The following is a 13674-nucleotide window of genomic DNA, read 5'->3' on the forward strand; positions in this document are numbered from 1 at the left end:
ATTTTAACATATATTTAGTGGTTTGTTGACATCATTTAATTATTTTTTGCTGTTTGTGGCTTTATTTGCGGATTTGGTGGTGGTGAAAAAAGCAAAAAGCGCGCTAGGAAAAAATGAAAAAAGACTACCGCCATTAGATAGTCTTTTTTTAGTTAAAACAATTTATTTTGTGGTTTTAAAAATTGATTTAAAAATTTGAACAATAAATGCTACCTAGAGAATTTTTTAATAATTTGGATTAAAAATTATTTCAATTTATAATTATTTTGAATGTAATAATTTGGAATATATTTTAATTTTTTTCTTAGCAAAGACATTTTGCCTGACAAAATTTAGTTTTGTATGTTTGAGGTTGGGTTTGGTTTTTGTGTTGTAAAAAATCTTTTAAAAAGGTTTTGTCAATTTCCATCATAGCATCCATTGGCAAAGAGGCCTCATCAAACCATTTTAGTTCAGCAACTTCATCATCTTGTGGGCTTAATTTCCCTTGTGTTTTAGTTACTACAAAAGCCATAACAACTGGATAGACAACATCTCCGTTAGGATAATTGATAACAAAATGTTTTCCACAATAGGTACGAAAGGGATGAATTTCTAAAGCTTTAAGACCTGTTTCTTCTTCTAGTTCTCTTACGCAAACATCAGCTCCAGTTTCTCCTAATTCCATTGCTCCACCATGAAGTCCCCAAACATTAAAATCTTTGCGGAATTGCAATAAATATTTATTATTTTCATAAACAATAACGGAAGCCCCAGGAGAAAATAAAGGGTCTTTCCCAATTTTTTGGCGCAATTTGTTGATATAGTTGCTCATTTAAAAAACCTTTTTCCATTCTTTCTTTTTTAATTTATTTTTTTAATTTTAGCTTTTTTAATTTTAATATTGTTAATATTGTCAAAAAGTTATTTTTGAATTAAGAAATAAATATTTTTGGTAAAATTAGTAAAAAGTGTAGATAGCATAGATAGCAAATAAATGAAAATGCAAATAATAAGTTTTTTGTAAAAAATATTTCAAATTATTATTTGATTTATCATAAATAGTTGTTTAATTGATGGCTAAAATTTTGCTAATATTTTTCCTCCCAATATTTTTTTGGATAACTTTTATTTCTGTATTTGTTGGATGGCACAATTTATGGTTTTAATTTTTTTTTTAAAGCAAACTTTACAAATGAAAGTAAACTTTTAAAATTAAAAGTTTAGTGAAATAGGGCTTTAACAACCAAAATAAAAGATGACAAAACTAAAAAAAATTATACTTACTATTTTATTTTAGCATTTTTTTTAATATTATGTTATTTTTTGCTAACTTTTTTTTATTTTTTTGTTGTTTTGTAATTTGAAAAAGGCAATTTTTAGTAATTTGTTAATTTGAGCTACTAAAAATACTTGATTATTCAAAAATATTGACTTTTATATTAGTTGTAAAAAGTGCAAAAATATTATAATAACTCAAAAAGGAAGCCCTTCAACAAAAGGACTTTTTTATTTCAAACATTTTATTATTAGAAAATTATAAATCTTATTTATTGTAACTTTTAAGGATATTTTTTAGTAATTTCATCTAAATCTTTTTGAGATAAAGTTTTTTTAATTAATAATTTACGGGCTATTTCATCTAAGGCATCTTTATTATTTTGTAATAAATGTTCTGTTTTTTTGTAAAAAGGCATTAAAATCTTTTTGAGGATAAGGAGAGAATTTATTTAAGTTATGTTTAGCACTATTATGGTCAGAACCAGAGCCTTTTCCTACTTGTAAACGTTTCATTTGATGGTTTTTGGCTAAAATATTTTTAGCAGCAGTTCCTCCAAAATTAAGGAGTGTTTCTGTTTTGGGATCAGATTTTAAAACTTTGCAAGAAGTATGTCCTGCTTCATGATAACTTGTTATTTCTTCTTCTTCTAATTGTTTTTCTTTTAAAAAACCCCATAGATCATATTTCAAAAAGTTTTTAATTTTAGTGTGATTACCAAGATAAATAACAGTTATAAATAAAACATTAATTCCAATTAAACCCCAAAGCCAAATATGGATTAATTGATTTGACAACTTATTATCTAATTTTTGATAATCATTGGTTTTATTCATAACGATAACCTCCCCTCTGATTTAGCCAATCATTTATTTGTCTTCTGACTTGTTCTGTGTGTTCAAAATTTTGAAAAGAATTATTAACCCAATTAAAAGTTTTATTATGTGCTTGAAGTGATTCAAAAGAAAGTGTTACTAATAAATTTAATAATTTTAGTTGCATATGTTTGGATTATGTCTTTTAAACCTTGTTTTAGTCTTTCTAATTGAATGTTTAGTTCGTTGAGATGACTTTCATAAGATGCTAAAATTTGTTCTAGATTAGGATATAATTCAGGATTATTGAAAACTGGAGGAAATTCTTGTCCTTGGGGTTCTAAAATTAAGGGTTCTGGAAATGTTTCTTTTGTTTCTTGTATTTGTTGTATTGCATTTCTTATTTTTTCTTGTTCTTGTTGTTTGGCTTGTTTTTTTGTTGAACTGATGTTTGCTCTGCTGAAATTTCACAGTCCTTGTTGTTTTGTGCTCTTTGATTTTGGTTTATTGATTCTATATTTTGATTATTTAATTGTAAAATATCTTTTTCTGTTCGAGTTTGTTTTTTCACATTAGGAAATAAAGCTTCCAAAAGACTCAAAATTTCATCATGTCTACTTTTAAAATTAATATAATGATGTTCTAAAGTCATTTTTTAATGTAGTTTTGGTCTTCTTTACTTTTGTGGGCTTTCTGAGATAAGTTAGTGTGTAGATTTTGCATAACATTATTAAGCCAAGTGTTTTGGCCTTTAAAAAGATTTTTGTCTTCTTGGGTAATTTGTTCTGGAGTTTGGATTTCTTGAAAAAAAGTATTAATAGCTTCTTTATAACTTTGATATTCTTCTTCAATTATTCTTTCATTTTCTTTGTTTATTGCATCAAAAATGGGTACTTTTGGCATTTTTACTTGTTCTAAATTTTGAATAAAAGTATTTATATTTGTGTTATGTGCTGTTAATAAACGTAATATAGTTTGAATATAAAAATAAGCATTACTGCTTTGTTTAAAATTAGTTTCTGGTTTAGTAATTAATTGATTGTAGTGTAGTTCTTTATATATTTCTGAGTCTTGTAATTTTTTTAAGAGACTTAAAAATTTAGTTTTTGTTAAAGGAGTTGCAAAAACCCCATTTAATTCATTATGTGGTTCTAAGTTATTAAATTTGGTTTTCATCTCTTCTGATTCTCGCAAAAGAGCTTGATATTTAATAATTAAGTCTTCTATTTTAGCTTTTAATTCAGCTAAATTTTGATCTACTTCTTGTTTAGTTTGGGCTTGTTGTTCGGTAAATACTTCTCTTTTGGTACAATAATTATTATTAAAAGCATCAAAATCTTTTTTTAAAGAAGTTGTATTAAGATTATCAATTGGAGTTTCTTGGATAAAATTTTTAATCTTGGTAATTTCTGTTTGAACCTTATTTTTGGACGTTTCTAAAAGTTGTAATGGTTCAGTAACATAAGTATTGATTAATTCATTAATTCCTTGTTGTAATTGTGTTTGTAAGAGATTTTCTTGTTGTAAATAAATTTCATAAGGTTTTCTACCTTTAAAACGATTAGTAATATCTTTTTTTGGGTTTCTAATTCTTGTAATAAAAAGTTTGATATTTTTGAATAGTTTCTTTTTGTTCTTGGTATATTTGAGCTGTTTCCTTTTTTTAAACAAATTTAATTTTTAAAATTGTTCTTTAAGACTAAAAGTTAATAGATAATTTCCTATCTTTTCAAACTAAGGAAATATTTTGTTGAATTAAAAAGTGTCTAAACTTTTTTTGATAATTCTTTAGTTTCAAAAGATATTTTTTTAATATTTTAACCCTTCACTATATAGTTAGGTAAAAAAAGTTAAAAAATAGTCAACAAAATGAAAGAAAATGATATTTTTTTTAAATTTTACTATTTTTAGGTAAAAAAGCGTACTAAAGTAACCTTTTTCAAGGTTATATTAATTTTATATTAATTCAACTAAAAATTTATCTCAAATTTTGAATATATTGAGATGGGGTTGAATGGTTTAATTTGCTTAAAATCCACTTATTATTCCAAAATTGAGGAAATTGATTGATTAATTTTTTCATTTTGTTAGGAGATTTTTGAAATAAAAAAGGATTTTGATGTTGTAAGATCGTTTTCATTTGGCCGAAAAAGTTCTCAATGACTGCGTTATCACGAGGGTGGCTTTTCGGGAGATGCTGATTAAAAAACCTTTTTTTGTTAAAGTTTGTTGAATTTTGAGTGATTGATAAACTTTTCCTTGATCGGAGTGAATGATACAAGGTTCTTTTAATGAAGGTAATTTTTTAATAGTTTTTAAAACTAAATCTTTATTTTGTTGGTTTGAAACATGTGAAGCAATTATTTGATTGTTAAAAGAGTCGATGATACAAGAAAAATAGAGAAAACCTTGATTCGTTTTAAAATAAGTAATATCAGTAAAGAGTTTTTGGAGGGGTTTGGTTGCCATAAAATCTTGATTGATTAAATTAGGAATTATTTGGAGATTATTTTTTAAATTATGGTAAGTAAATTTTTTTTGATTCTTAAAAGACAACTAATGTCGTTTTTTTTCATGATGAGATAAACTTTTTTCTTGGTGATGAATTCGTTAAAGGTTTTTTGGTATAAATCAGTGATTTTTCGATGACCGTAAAAATATTGATAATGGAAACATAAAGCTTTAATCCGTTTTTGTTGTAACAGGTATTTTTCTTCTTTTTCTTTTAGTTTAGCTTTTATTTTCAACCAATAATAATAAGTACTTCTTTTAATTTGAATTGTTTTTAAAATGGTGGTTAAATTCAGGGTTTGATTGAATTGGTTGACTAAATGAAAAACAATCTTTTTATCAGTTTTTTAACCTTTTCAATCATTTTTTGTAATAATTTAATTTTTTGTTTTAATTTTTGCATCTTAACACCAATTATCTTTATAAATTATTTTAAATATATCAGCTATTATAACTCTAAAAGATTTTTTATTTGATCAATAAGTGCTTCAGCGCGTTCATCTTTTTGTTTCATATATAATAATCAATACTTGGTAAGGCAGTTAATTTAAAAATTAAAGTTGATTTAATGATTGAAATAAATTAAAAAAATAAAATTACCTCAAAAGAGGTTTTTATGATATCGATATAATAATGATATGAAAAATGATAATGCGATAATATCAAATATCGAGTATCATTATCGATATAAAATATCAAATATCACTCCTTAAATGAGTTAATGTTTATATAGATTATTTTCAAAGTCAAACTGTTATAAAACTGTTAGTAAAGTTGTTAGTAAAGTTGTTAGTTTTCTTTTTTTATTAAATATTTATACATAGGATGTAGTTTTTTCACCCGATAACCTTGTTTATTTTTTGTCAAAAAGAATTGAAGATATTTTAAATCTTCTTTTCGATAATAGATGATGTTTAACCTCTTCTTATAGTTAGTTTTCATAGGTTTATGATATTTATCTAGCTTTTGAGGGTCTAATTGATATAACTGTAAAGTTTCTAACTTATTGACATCAATTTTTCCAATTAATTCTTTGATGATATTTTTGAATTCATTTTTATAATTGATTTGGAAGATATTAAATAGATGTTTAAGGGGGTTATTTTAGCTTTTAAGAGGGGTTAAATCAGAAAGTAATAGTTTACTATTACTAGAAGAGAAATTATCATTAATTAAGGTGATTTTGGTTTGTTTCATTTCTTCTAAGATTTGATGATCGACGAAGAGAGTTTGGTTTTTGGTACGGCAATTAGCTTCTTGGTAAGTATTTTTCTTTTTGGAATGAGAGATAATAGTGAGATTGATTAAATCTTCTTTTAATATTTTTAAAAAGTTTTTAATTTGAGTTAAATCATTAGGGGTGGTTTTCGCGTTCCAACCTCCGATTCTAATTTCTTGGCTAGTGTCTTTTTTCATTTCTTTTCTCCTTAATTTGGTTTTTTGTTATAAAAATAAAAACCCTAAATAGTTAAATTTAAGTTTATATATACTTTTATGAGAGTGTATTAATGTTTTTATATGTGTAGATGTTATATATTTTGGTGTAAAAAAATAATTTAATTAATTACTTCAACTTTGTCTTCGCCAAAGAAATGAATCGCTAAATCGACGATGATTTTATTTTTGGCCTCTTCATAAGTAATGTATGGATCTAAAAACATTTTTGATATGCTTCTTTCCCGTATTGACATAATAAATCATCGACATCTTTACAAGTTTTATCATAAGGTGGTAAAATACATCTAATTTCGTAAATAATATTTTCTTCTTTAAGTTGTAATCCTAACACTTCACTGCGTTTTCGTCCTGTTTCATCAATATCTAAGGCGATAATCACTTTAATCTTTTCTTTTTTGAGAATTTCTAATTGTGATTTAGAAAGTAATTGAGCGACACAAATGAGACCAACCACGTTTTTAATTTTGTTTTGCCAACAAATAATGACATCAAAAAAGCCTTCATGAATGATGATGGTTTTGGTTTGTTTGATAAAAGGTAACGCTTCAAAAAACCGATAACTAAAATGAAAGGTGGGGGTTTGACTGAAATTAGTTAAAGCTTGATATTTAGGTTGAAAATAAGAAACTTCGCGAAAATGGTTTTGATAAAAATGAAAAGTTTGATGATAACCATTTTCAATGGGGATAATAATAGAACCATGGAAAGTATCATGATAATATTTTTTTCTTTGTTGATTAGTTTTTTCTTGGATAAAATCATATTCTAATAATTGATCGATCTTAATATTTTTCTTTTGACAGTAATTTACTAACCGAAAAGATAAAGGTTTATCAGATAAGGGGGCATAACCTAGTTGAAATTCTTTGATGGTTTCTAAAGTGAGTTTCTTTTTTGAGTTAAATAAGTTAATCCTGGTTGGCTTTCATTTTTTCGGTTGGAAATTAATAAATAATGATAATAATCGCGAATTTGGTTGAATAAGGGTGAGATTTTTTTAAATAATTGTTTCTTTTTGATATTAATTTCCTTTTCGTCAATTGGTGGTTTTGGTTTCATTGAATGATATAACTGTTGAAAAGGGTTCGTAGTTATTTTCGTTGTTTCTTTTTCTTGTTGGATTAAGGTTTTAAATTCGAAAGAATTCATAAATCCTTCTATTCTTTGAATCGCTTTAGAAAAAGATTTAATTTGACGGATAGTCATATAAACATCAATCAGATCGTAATCGCGAACACATTTCCAACAATGAATTTTGTTAGTAGAAGTGAAATGACAAAAAGTAGGATTTTTTCCTTGATGAATGGGACAAGGGAAACGGTGGTTGATGTTAAAATTTAGTGGTATTATATTTAATTTTTTTAATAAAACCGACATGGGGAAATGGGTTTGAATGTATTTTATTTTATCTTGATAATTCATTGATGAACTCCTTAATAACTTTCTAATGAATAAGGCAAAATATAACCGATTTCTTGGAAGGTTTGCGTGGTCATTTCAAAGTGATAAACTAAATTCTTTTTGGTACCACTGCGATTCTTTTTAATAGATAATTCAATGATTTTTTGAGATTCGTTGTTTTTTGATGCTAAATATAATTGATTACAATTTTGATTATAGATATTTAAGGGTTTGTCTTGGTCTTTGGATAGTTTGGGTTGGAATTCAGACATCATTAAGACGATATCTGAGTTAGTTTCAATTCCACCACTTCCTTTTAAAGCGGTGATTTCAGGGGATTTCCCTTGAAAATTACTGTATGTATCTCTGGAAAATTGAGATAAAATGATAATAACGATGTTTAATTCCATGGCTAATTGTTTGAGTTTCGTCATAATTTCATCAATGGATAGACGGTCATTTTCTAAATGATTGGACGCTTTAGTAATTTGAAGGTAGTCAATGACGATGATTTCTACTTTTTGTTCTAAATGAAGGCGATAAACTAAATCAATGATATAATCTATTTTTTTACTTTGATCATAACTAAAGGATAAGTTAAGCTGGGAAAAGAATTGTTGAGCGTCATTCATCCTTTCCATGTAGGTATGTTGAGTGATGTTTGAGTCTTCCCAATTTTTAGCTAAAATAACATCTAAGGGAATTTGAGTTTGGTGGGCTAATAAATGACTTAAATTTTCCTCCATTGTCATTTCATAAGAAAAAACTAAGAGATGAGGGTGATGATGAGTTTCTTGATACTTAGTTTTGGTGATATCTAAAAGAAGATTGTAGACAAAGGTGGTTTTTCCTAAACCAGTATAGCCACCAATGGTAATGATTTGACCTTTTTTTAAAGCCTTTCGTGGCTTGATTTAAGCCTTTGAAAGTTTCTAATAAGCGGCAATATTCTTCTTGGATTTTTTGTTTGGCTTGGTTATCAGTTTCAAAAAATTCAGGGTTACAAGAAGCCATTTGATTTAAATTTAATAAGGTTTTATCTGATTGATGCGGAATCAAAGCCATAAATTTTCTTAATTTATCAAAGATTTCTTGGTAGTATAGATGTTTATGATAAGGATCTTTGTTTTCAAAAGAAGGACTAATAATTTTTAAGAGTTGTTGGAACAGTTTTTCTTGGGTATAGGTATGTTTTAAGTTAGCTAAAAAATCAAGGTTATTTTCTTTACTCAAATCATTACTTAAAAAAGATAATGATTCTTTCGTAAAATGATCTTGGGGAAAATGAGTTCGAAGATAAGCGAGTAATTCTTTGATGATCTCAGTTTGAGATTTGATTTTATCAAAGGGATGAGTATTTGTCTGGTTTAAAGTTAAATATTTTAAGGTTTTAAATATTTTTGTGTTGTTGGGGTCAAGTAGGGTTTTGGGGTTGATGATTTGACAATAAAGGTTTAACTTTTCCCATTGGCCTTGTTCGATATAATTTATTAATTGTTTTAACGCTTTTTGTTCGTTGGTTAACATTTTATATTAACTCCTTTTTTTCTTTTTTAATGATGTTAATGTTAGAAAAAGCGATGAATTGACGGGTAATTAAGTTTTGTAAGAAATTGTTGGCTGAATTGGAAAATAAGTTAATTACTTGATTAATACCTTGGACTTTTCCTTGATTGATTTTATTATTTAATCTCTGAGTTTCTGGTTCTTTGTTGGTTAATAAATAAAATTCAAAACGAGTATCGAGTTTTTTTAATTGTTGCCCTTCTACCATGGCTTGTTTATAGCGATCACGCAGACATGTTTTAAAATTAAAAGCGATAATCCGTTTATTTTTCGTAAACAACACTAAATCAAATTTAATGTCGGGGATGAAGAATAAATAAGCTTGAGGATATAAATGAATAATACCTTGGTTTTGCAAATAGAGTAAAATAAGATATTCATTGATTTTACCACGGATTACTTTTTGATTTTGAGAGTTGATGTTATTTTGGTTAAAATAATGGTTTAATTGTTGGTGATTGGTTTTCATATATTCGTTAATAGAAAGATTAAAGGTGTCTTTGTTAAAAAACATTTTAAGATTTCCACAGTTTGGATATTAGTATTAAATTGTTGAATATTCATAAAATCTTGGTTATTTAACATTTGATATTCCTTTCTTTAAATAAAAAAAGACCTTTAAATTAAGGTCTTTTGTTGGTTTTTTTAGTTTTAAAAATTCTTTTTGTTTTCCAGGTAATGGTACCATCTTTATGAATGGTTTTGATTTTTCCATTAGAAAAATAGAAGTAGTTATTGCCGTTTTGACATTTTTTCTTAATTATGATCGCCATTTGATAGTGCTCCTATTTGTTTAATAATTTTTTTGACATTGGATTTGATAGAATCACTTCCATTTAAAATTAATTTATTAACTCCACTAGTATAATGAGTGAGATAATGATTGTATCCTTGGCGAACGGTTTGAAAATAAGTTAATGATTGTCTTTCAATGAGATCTCTTTGATGGTTTTTTGTTTTTTCTTTCTAGTTCTTCCGATAAGAGTGAGGTGTTCCAAAAGTTTAGACACTTTTTTTGTTTTTTAAAAATTCTTTAAGGCTAACTATTAAGTTAGTCTTTTTTCTTTTCAAGACTAAAATAATTTCATATCTTTTCTAAAAATGTTTTTAGGAAGGAATAAAATGTTAAGACAAAAATTATTTAAAGATTTTTTAAAAAATAAAAAGAATTTAGCAATTCGCGATCAATTAATCGAAATGCATTTACCATTAGTAAAAAAAATAGTTAAACAATTTAAATATTTCCCTAAAGCACTTCAAAGAGAGGATTTATACCAAGAAGGGGTTTTAGGATTAATCAAAGCTTTAAATAATTACCAAGATTTAGGTTATGATTTTATTGTCTATGCTACCCCGACAATTAAAGGTGAAATCACAGAACTTATTAGAGGCCTACAAACTACTTCAACTTCCAGAGAGGTTTTTCGAAAAGAAAAACAAGTAAGTAATATTCCTTTTGAAGAAACACAACCTCAAACTATTAATATCAACATTCTAAACCCCCATCAAATTTGGTTAAAGCAAGTTAATCATGAATTGTTTATTCAAAAAATTAAATCCATTTTAAATACCCAAGAATTCGAGATTATTAGATTAAGTTTTGGGATTCCTTTAAAAAACCAAAACCAATACCCTCAAATTGAGTATTCCAACAAAGACATAGGTAAAATGTTGAATTTATCTTCAAGGCAAGTAGAAATTACCAAAACCAAAGCAATTAATAAATTAAAAAAAATAATAAAAAGGAAATAAATAATATGAATTATCAAAAAAATACAACCACTTATTATAATGCTGATGGTAAAAAAATTTGTGGTATTCACGAACATGACCCTGATACATGGAATTTTATTAAAACAACATGGTTTAATAAAGATGGCAAAACAATTGACTGCATTACTGAATATAATCCCATAACAGAAGAAACAATCAAGGAGACCTATTACAATTCTGACGGAACAATTGAAAAAATTAAAACTTTTTAATCAATATAGAAACTAAACCCCTTTTTAAGGGGTATTTTTTATACCCAAATTAAAAAAAGGAGTTAGAAAGATGATTGAAGCCGAACGCGCTTTGTTGGGGGTTGTCCTTTTAAACCCCGAAACAATTTCTTTAGTTTTTAATGAAATTACAGAAACTGACTTTTACAGTCCTCATCATAAATATATTTTTAAAGCCATGAAAATCTTACATCAAAATAATAAAGAAATTGATTATGCTTCTATAAGTGCTATTTTAGAAAATGAAAAATTATTAAAACAAATAGGAGGAATTAATTATTTAAATGAATTATCTGATTTGATGCCTTCTCCACATCACTTAGAAACATACATTGATTTAATTAAAGAAACATCTTTAAAAAGAGAAATTGGCGGTATTGTTGCTAAATTATCCCAAATTGCAAGAAGCAAAATAACTCCCCAAGAGATTTTAGAATTAATAGAAACAAATACTGCAAAATTAAGAAAAAAACTCACTCCCAAGTTTAAAGATTTAAAAAGTTGTGTTTCTAAAGTAATCAAAGACATTTTGGAAAACCACAATAAAAATAATTTAGTTGGAGTTAAAACAGGATTTAATAATATAGATGATTTAATTGGAGGTTTTAAACCAGGACAATTAAATATTTTAGCCGCAAGAACTGGAATGGGTAAAACTGCCTTTATGTTAAATTTGGCTGTCAATATTGCTAAAGTTTTTCAAAATATCCCTAAAAAACATAATATTTTGATATTTAGTTTAGAAATGACATCTGAAGAACTAATTAAACGTTTAATCAGTTGTGAATCTCAGATTAGTATCAAAAAAATGGAACAGCAACAATTAACTCGCGAAGAAAAGTTGCAATTATTGCAAACAGAAGAAAAATTAACTGAATTGAATATTTTAATTGATGATGACAGAAATACCAAAATAGAAGAAGTTAAAAGAAAATGCCGTCAATTAAAATTTCACCAAGGACTTGATATAGTTTTCATTGATTATCTACACCTTTTAAGAGATGACCAATTTCTGAATTTAAATCAAGCAATTGGGATTATTACTCGTGAATTGAAAAAATTAGCAATGGAATTACAAATTCCTATTATTGCGTTAAGCCAAATGAACCGCGCAACTTTAATGAGAGAATCTAAAACCCCTAATCTTTCAGATTTAAGAGATTCAGGTTCAATCGAACAAGATGCCGATATGGTTATGTTTTTGCATCGCGAAAGTTATTATGAAAAAGATCAATTTACAAATGTTGTAGAAGATTTTACCCAATTTATTGTTGCTAAAAATAGGGCAGGTAAATTAGGCCAATGTTATTTTAATTTTGATAAAGAAATCCAAAGAATTGAGGAAAAATAATGTTAATTTCAGATAAAATTTTATCCCAACTCAAACCTGATAATTACTTTAAATATCCTTTTAATCAATATATGCAATTTAATCATCAAAGTTTGAATCATTATTTTCAAATTACCAAATCAACTTCCCAAAAGCAAAAAGTACTGCGTGGTAAAATCAATGAATATCTAATTTTAATTTATTTTCGGCATTATGGAATCACCAAACAATATCCTCAAACATATTTATTTTTTATTCCTGATATCAAATTTGATTTAGTATTGTTTACCCAAAACAAACGAATTGTTGCTTTTAATTTTAAAACTTGTCTCCGTGAACGTTATAAACAAGCCATCATTGAAGCCCAACAATTAAAAAAATTAGACACACGTTTTGAATATTACTTATTAACTAATAATGCTATCGAATCCCAAAGGCTCAACAATAAAATTAAAAACGGCAAAGTCCAAGGAATTGATAAAGTAATTGATTGTTTTTCTCAAAAAGCTAATATCTTTGTAAATACCTTATTCCAAAGACAATTTATTTCTTTTAAAGATATTAATTTAATCAAAAATACGAAAGGAAATATTAAGAATGGTTAATAAATTAATTGTTTTTGAAGGAATCGATGGTTGTGGGAAAACCACTTTAATAAATAAATTAAAAAAATCTTTAATTAATAAAGGACATAAAGTCAAAGTTTTTCAAGGTTTAGGAAGTAGTTCTATTGGAAAGGAAATAAGAAATTTATTTTTATATCAAATAAAAACAAGCCCTAAAAGTAAATATTTTCTTAGTTTCGCCAATATGATTCAGACCCAAGATGAGTTGATAATGCCCGCTTTACTAAGTGGTTTTATTGTTATAGTTGACCGTTGGTATGATTCTACTTTAGCATATCAAAGCAATGCTAATTATATTGATTATGAAGATGAAATAACTTCCAAAATCATAAGTCGTTTCTTAATTAAACCAGCATTAACTTTTTATTTAGATATTGACCCCCAAAACAGCTTACAACGAAAACAAACACAACCTAATCATAAATTAGACATCATCGAACAAAAACCCTTAAAATATTTTGAAAATGTTCGCCAAAATTATTTAAATCAACATAAATATTGCAATAATCCCAATTGCAAACATCAAAATTGCAACAGTTTTTTAATTAATGCAACAAACTCACAACAAGGAAATTTAGAACAAATAATTCAAACATTAATTACTAAAAAAATATTATAAACAAATAAGGAGAATAATTAAAATGATTTTAAAATCGAAAAATATTTCAATAATATTGACTTTAACATATTTAGGATTTATAATAAC

General features: G+C 26.2%; 12 protein-coding genes and 5 pseudogenes. 5 read left to right on the forward strand and 12 right to left on the reverse strand.

Annotated elements, in window-relative coordinates:
• Positions 1-304: 304 nt before the first annotated feature.
• The 12 genes and pseudogenes from HGD80_RS00815 to HGD80_RS00870 all read right to left on the reverse strand — a co-directional run bounded on the left by HGD80_RS00815 (position 305) and on the right by HGD80_RS00870 (position 9782).
• Positions 305-814 (reverse strand): NUDIX hydrolase, encoded by a 510-nt coding sequence (locus tag HGD80_RS00815; protein ID WP_071345637.1) that lies wholly within the window; start codon positions 812-814, stop codon positions 305-307.
• Positions 815-1541: 727 nt separating this feature from the next.
• Positions 1542-1676 (reverse strand): hypothetical protein, encoded by a 135-nt coding sequence (locus tag HGD80_RS05325; protein WP_264081090.1) that lies wholly within the window; start codon positions 1674-1676, stop codon positions 1542-1544.
• Positions 1636-2094, reverse strand: coding sequence for a hypothetical protein (locus HGD80_RS00820; RefSeq protein WP_219475136.1), 459 nt, complete (start codon positions 2092-2094; stop codon positions 1636-1638). Before HGD80_RS00820 ends, HGD80_RS05325 begins: the two co-directional genes overlap by 41 nt.
• Positions 2087-2260, reverse strand: a complete 174-nt coding sequence (locus HGD80_RS00825; RefSeq protein ID WP_219475138.1) for a hypothetical protein — start codon at positions 2258-2260, stop codon at positions 2087-2089. Before HGD80_RS00825 ends, HGD80_RS00820 begins: the two co-directional genes overlap by 8 nt.
• A 213-nt stretch (positions 2261-2473) precedes the next feature.
• On the reverse strand, positions 2474-2725 hold the full coding sequence (locus HGD80_RS00830) for a hypothetical protein (RefSeq protein ID WP_219475140.1): 252 nt from the start codon (positions 2723-2725) through the stop codon (positions 2474-2476).
• Positions 2722-3744 carry a hypothetical protein gene (locus HGD80_RS00835; protein WP_219475143.1) on the reverse strand — a complete coding sequence of 341 codons (1023 nt, stop codon included), beginning with the start codon at positions 3742-3744 and terminating at the stop codon, positions 2722-2724. Before HGD80_RS00835 ends, HGD80_RS00830 begins: the two co-directional genes overlap by 4 nt.
• 307 nt (positions 3745-4051) lie before the next feature.
• Positions 4052-4987 (reverse strand): annotated as a pseudogene (locus HGD80_RS00840) (IS3 family transposase).
• Positions 4988-5373: 386 nt separating this feature from the next.
• Positions 5374-6000 (reverse strand): annotated as a pseudogene (locus tag HGD80_RS05580) (phase variable surface lipoprotein).
• 140 nt (positions 6001-6140) lie between these two features.
• Positions 6141-7464, reverse strand: a pseudogene (locus tag HGD80_RS00855) (toprim domain-containing protein).
• Between the two features lie 11 nt (positions 7465-7475).
• Positions 7476-8970: pseudogene (locus HGD80_RS00860) on the reverse strand (replicative DNA helicase).
• Position 8971: 1 nt separating this feature from the next.
• Positions 8972-9594, reverse strand: a pseudogene (locus tag HGD80_RS00865) (hypothetical protein).
• Between the two features lie 38 nt (positions 9595-9632).
• The gene (locus HGD80_RS00870) at positions 9633-9782 is read right to left on the reverse strand and encodes a hypothetical protein (protein WP_219475151.1); all 150 of its coding nucleotides are present in this window, start codon (positions 9780-9782) and stop codon (positions 9633-9635) included.
• Between the two features lie 349 nt (positions 9783-10131).
• On the opposite strand from HGD80_RS00870, the gene HGD80_RS00875 reads away from it, so the two are divergent.
• The 5 genes from HGD80_RS00875 (at position 10132) to tmk (ending at position 13587) form a co-directional block, all read left to right on the forward strand.
• Positions 10132-10761, forward strand: a complete 630-nt coding sequence (locus HGD80_RS00875; RefSeq protein ID WP_219475153.1) for a sigma-70 family RNA polymerase sigma factor — start codon at positions 10132-10134, stop codon at positions 10759-10761.
• 5 nt (positions 10762-10766) lie between these two features.
• Complete coding sequence (locus tag HGD80_RS00880; RefSeq protein ID WP_219475155.1) at positions 10767-10994, forward strand: DUF2963 domain-containing protein; 228 nt, start codon at positions 10767-10769, stop codon at positions 10992-10994.
• A gap of 70 nt (positions 10995-11064) precedes the next feature.
• Positions 11065-12363 carry a replicative DNA helicase gene (gene dnaB, locus HGD80_RS00885; RefSeq protein WP_219475157.1) on the forward strand — a complete coding sequence of 433 codons (1299 nt, stop codon included), beginning with the start codon at positions 11065-11067 and terminating at the stop codon, positions 12361-12363.
• Positions 12363-12947: a hypothetical protein gene (locus HGD80_RS00890; protein WP_225904394.1), complete on the forward strand. Its 585-nt coding sequence runs from the start codon at positions 12363-12365 to the stop codon at positions 12945-12947. The genes dnaB and HGD80_RS00890 overlap by 1 nt, the downstream gene beginning before the upstream one ends.
• The gene (gene tmk / locus HGD80_RS00895) at positions 12940-13587 is read left to right on the forward strand and encodes a dTMP kinase (protein ID WP_219475160.1); all 648 of its coding nucleotides are present in this window, start codon (positions 12940-12942) and stop codon (positions 13585-13587) included. Before HGD80_RS00890 ends, tmk begins: the two co-directional genes overlap by 8 nt.
• Positions 13588-13674 lie beyond the last annotated feature (87 nt).

This window comes from Paulownia witches'-broom phytoplasma (assembly GCF_019396865.1).
GTDB lineage: Bacteria > Bacillota_I > Bacilli_A > Acholeplasmatales > Acholeplasmataceae > Phytoplasma > Phytoplasma asteris.

Bases quoted from the DNA above. Each gene is read 5' to 3' on its own strand.
- HGD80_RS00875 (WP_219475153.1), top strand. From the start codon at position 10,132: ATGTTAAGACAAAAATTATTTAAAGATTTTTTAAAAAATAAAAAGAAT.
- HGD80_RS00820 (WP_219475136.1), bottom strand. From the start codon at position 2,094: ATGAATAAAACCAATGATTATCAAAAATTAGATAATAAGTTGTCAAAT.
- HGD80_RS05325 (WP_264081090.1), bottom strand. From the start codon at position 1,676: ATGCCTTTTTACAAAAAAACAGAACATTTATTACAAAATAATAAAGAT.
- HGD80_RS00890 (WP_225904394.1), top strand. From the start codon at position 12,363: ATGTTAATTTCAGATAAAATTTTATCCCAACTCAAACCTGATAATTAC.
- HGD80_RS00870 (WP_219475151.1), bottom strand. From the start codon at position 9,782: ATGGCGATCATAATTAAGAAAAAATGTCAAAACGGCAATAACTACTTC.
- HGD80_RS00825 (WP_219475138.1), bottom strand. From the start codon at position 2,260: ATGCAACTAAAATTATTAAATTTATTAGTAACACTTTCTTTTGAATCA.
- HGD80_RS00815 (WP_071345637.1), bottom strand. From the start codon at position 814: ATGAGCAACTATATCAACAAATTGCGCCAAAAAATTGGGAAAGACCCT.
- dnaB (WP_219475157.1), top strand. From the start codon at position 11,065: ATGATTGAAGCCGAACGCGCTTTGTTGGGGGTTGTCCTTTTAAACCCC.
- tmk (WP_219475160.1), top strand. From the start codon at position 12,940: ATGGTTAATAAATTAATTGTTTTTGAAGGAATCGATGGTTGTGGGAAA.
- HGD80_RS00830 (WP_219475140.1), bottom strand. From the start codon at position 2,725: ATGACTTTAGAACATCATTATATTAATTTTAAAAGTAGACATGATGAA.
- HGD80_RS00880 (WP_219475155.1), top strand. From the start codon at position 10,767: ATGAATTATCAAAAAAATACAACCACTTATTATAATGCTGATGGTAAA.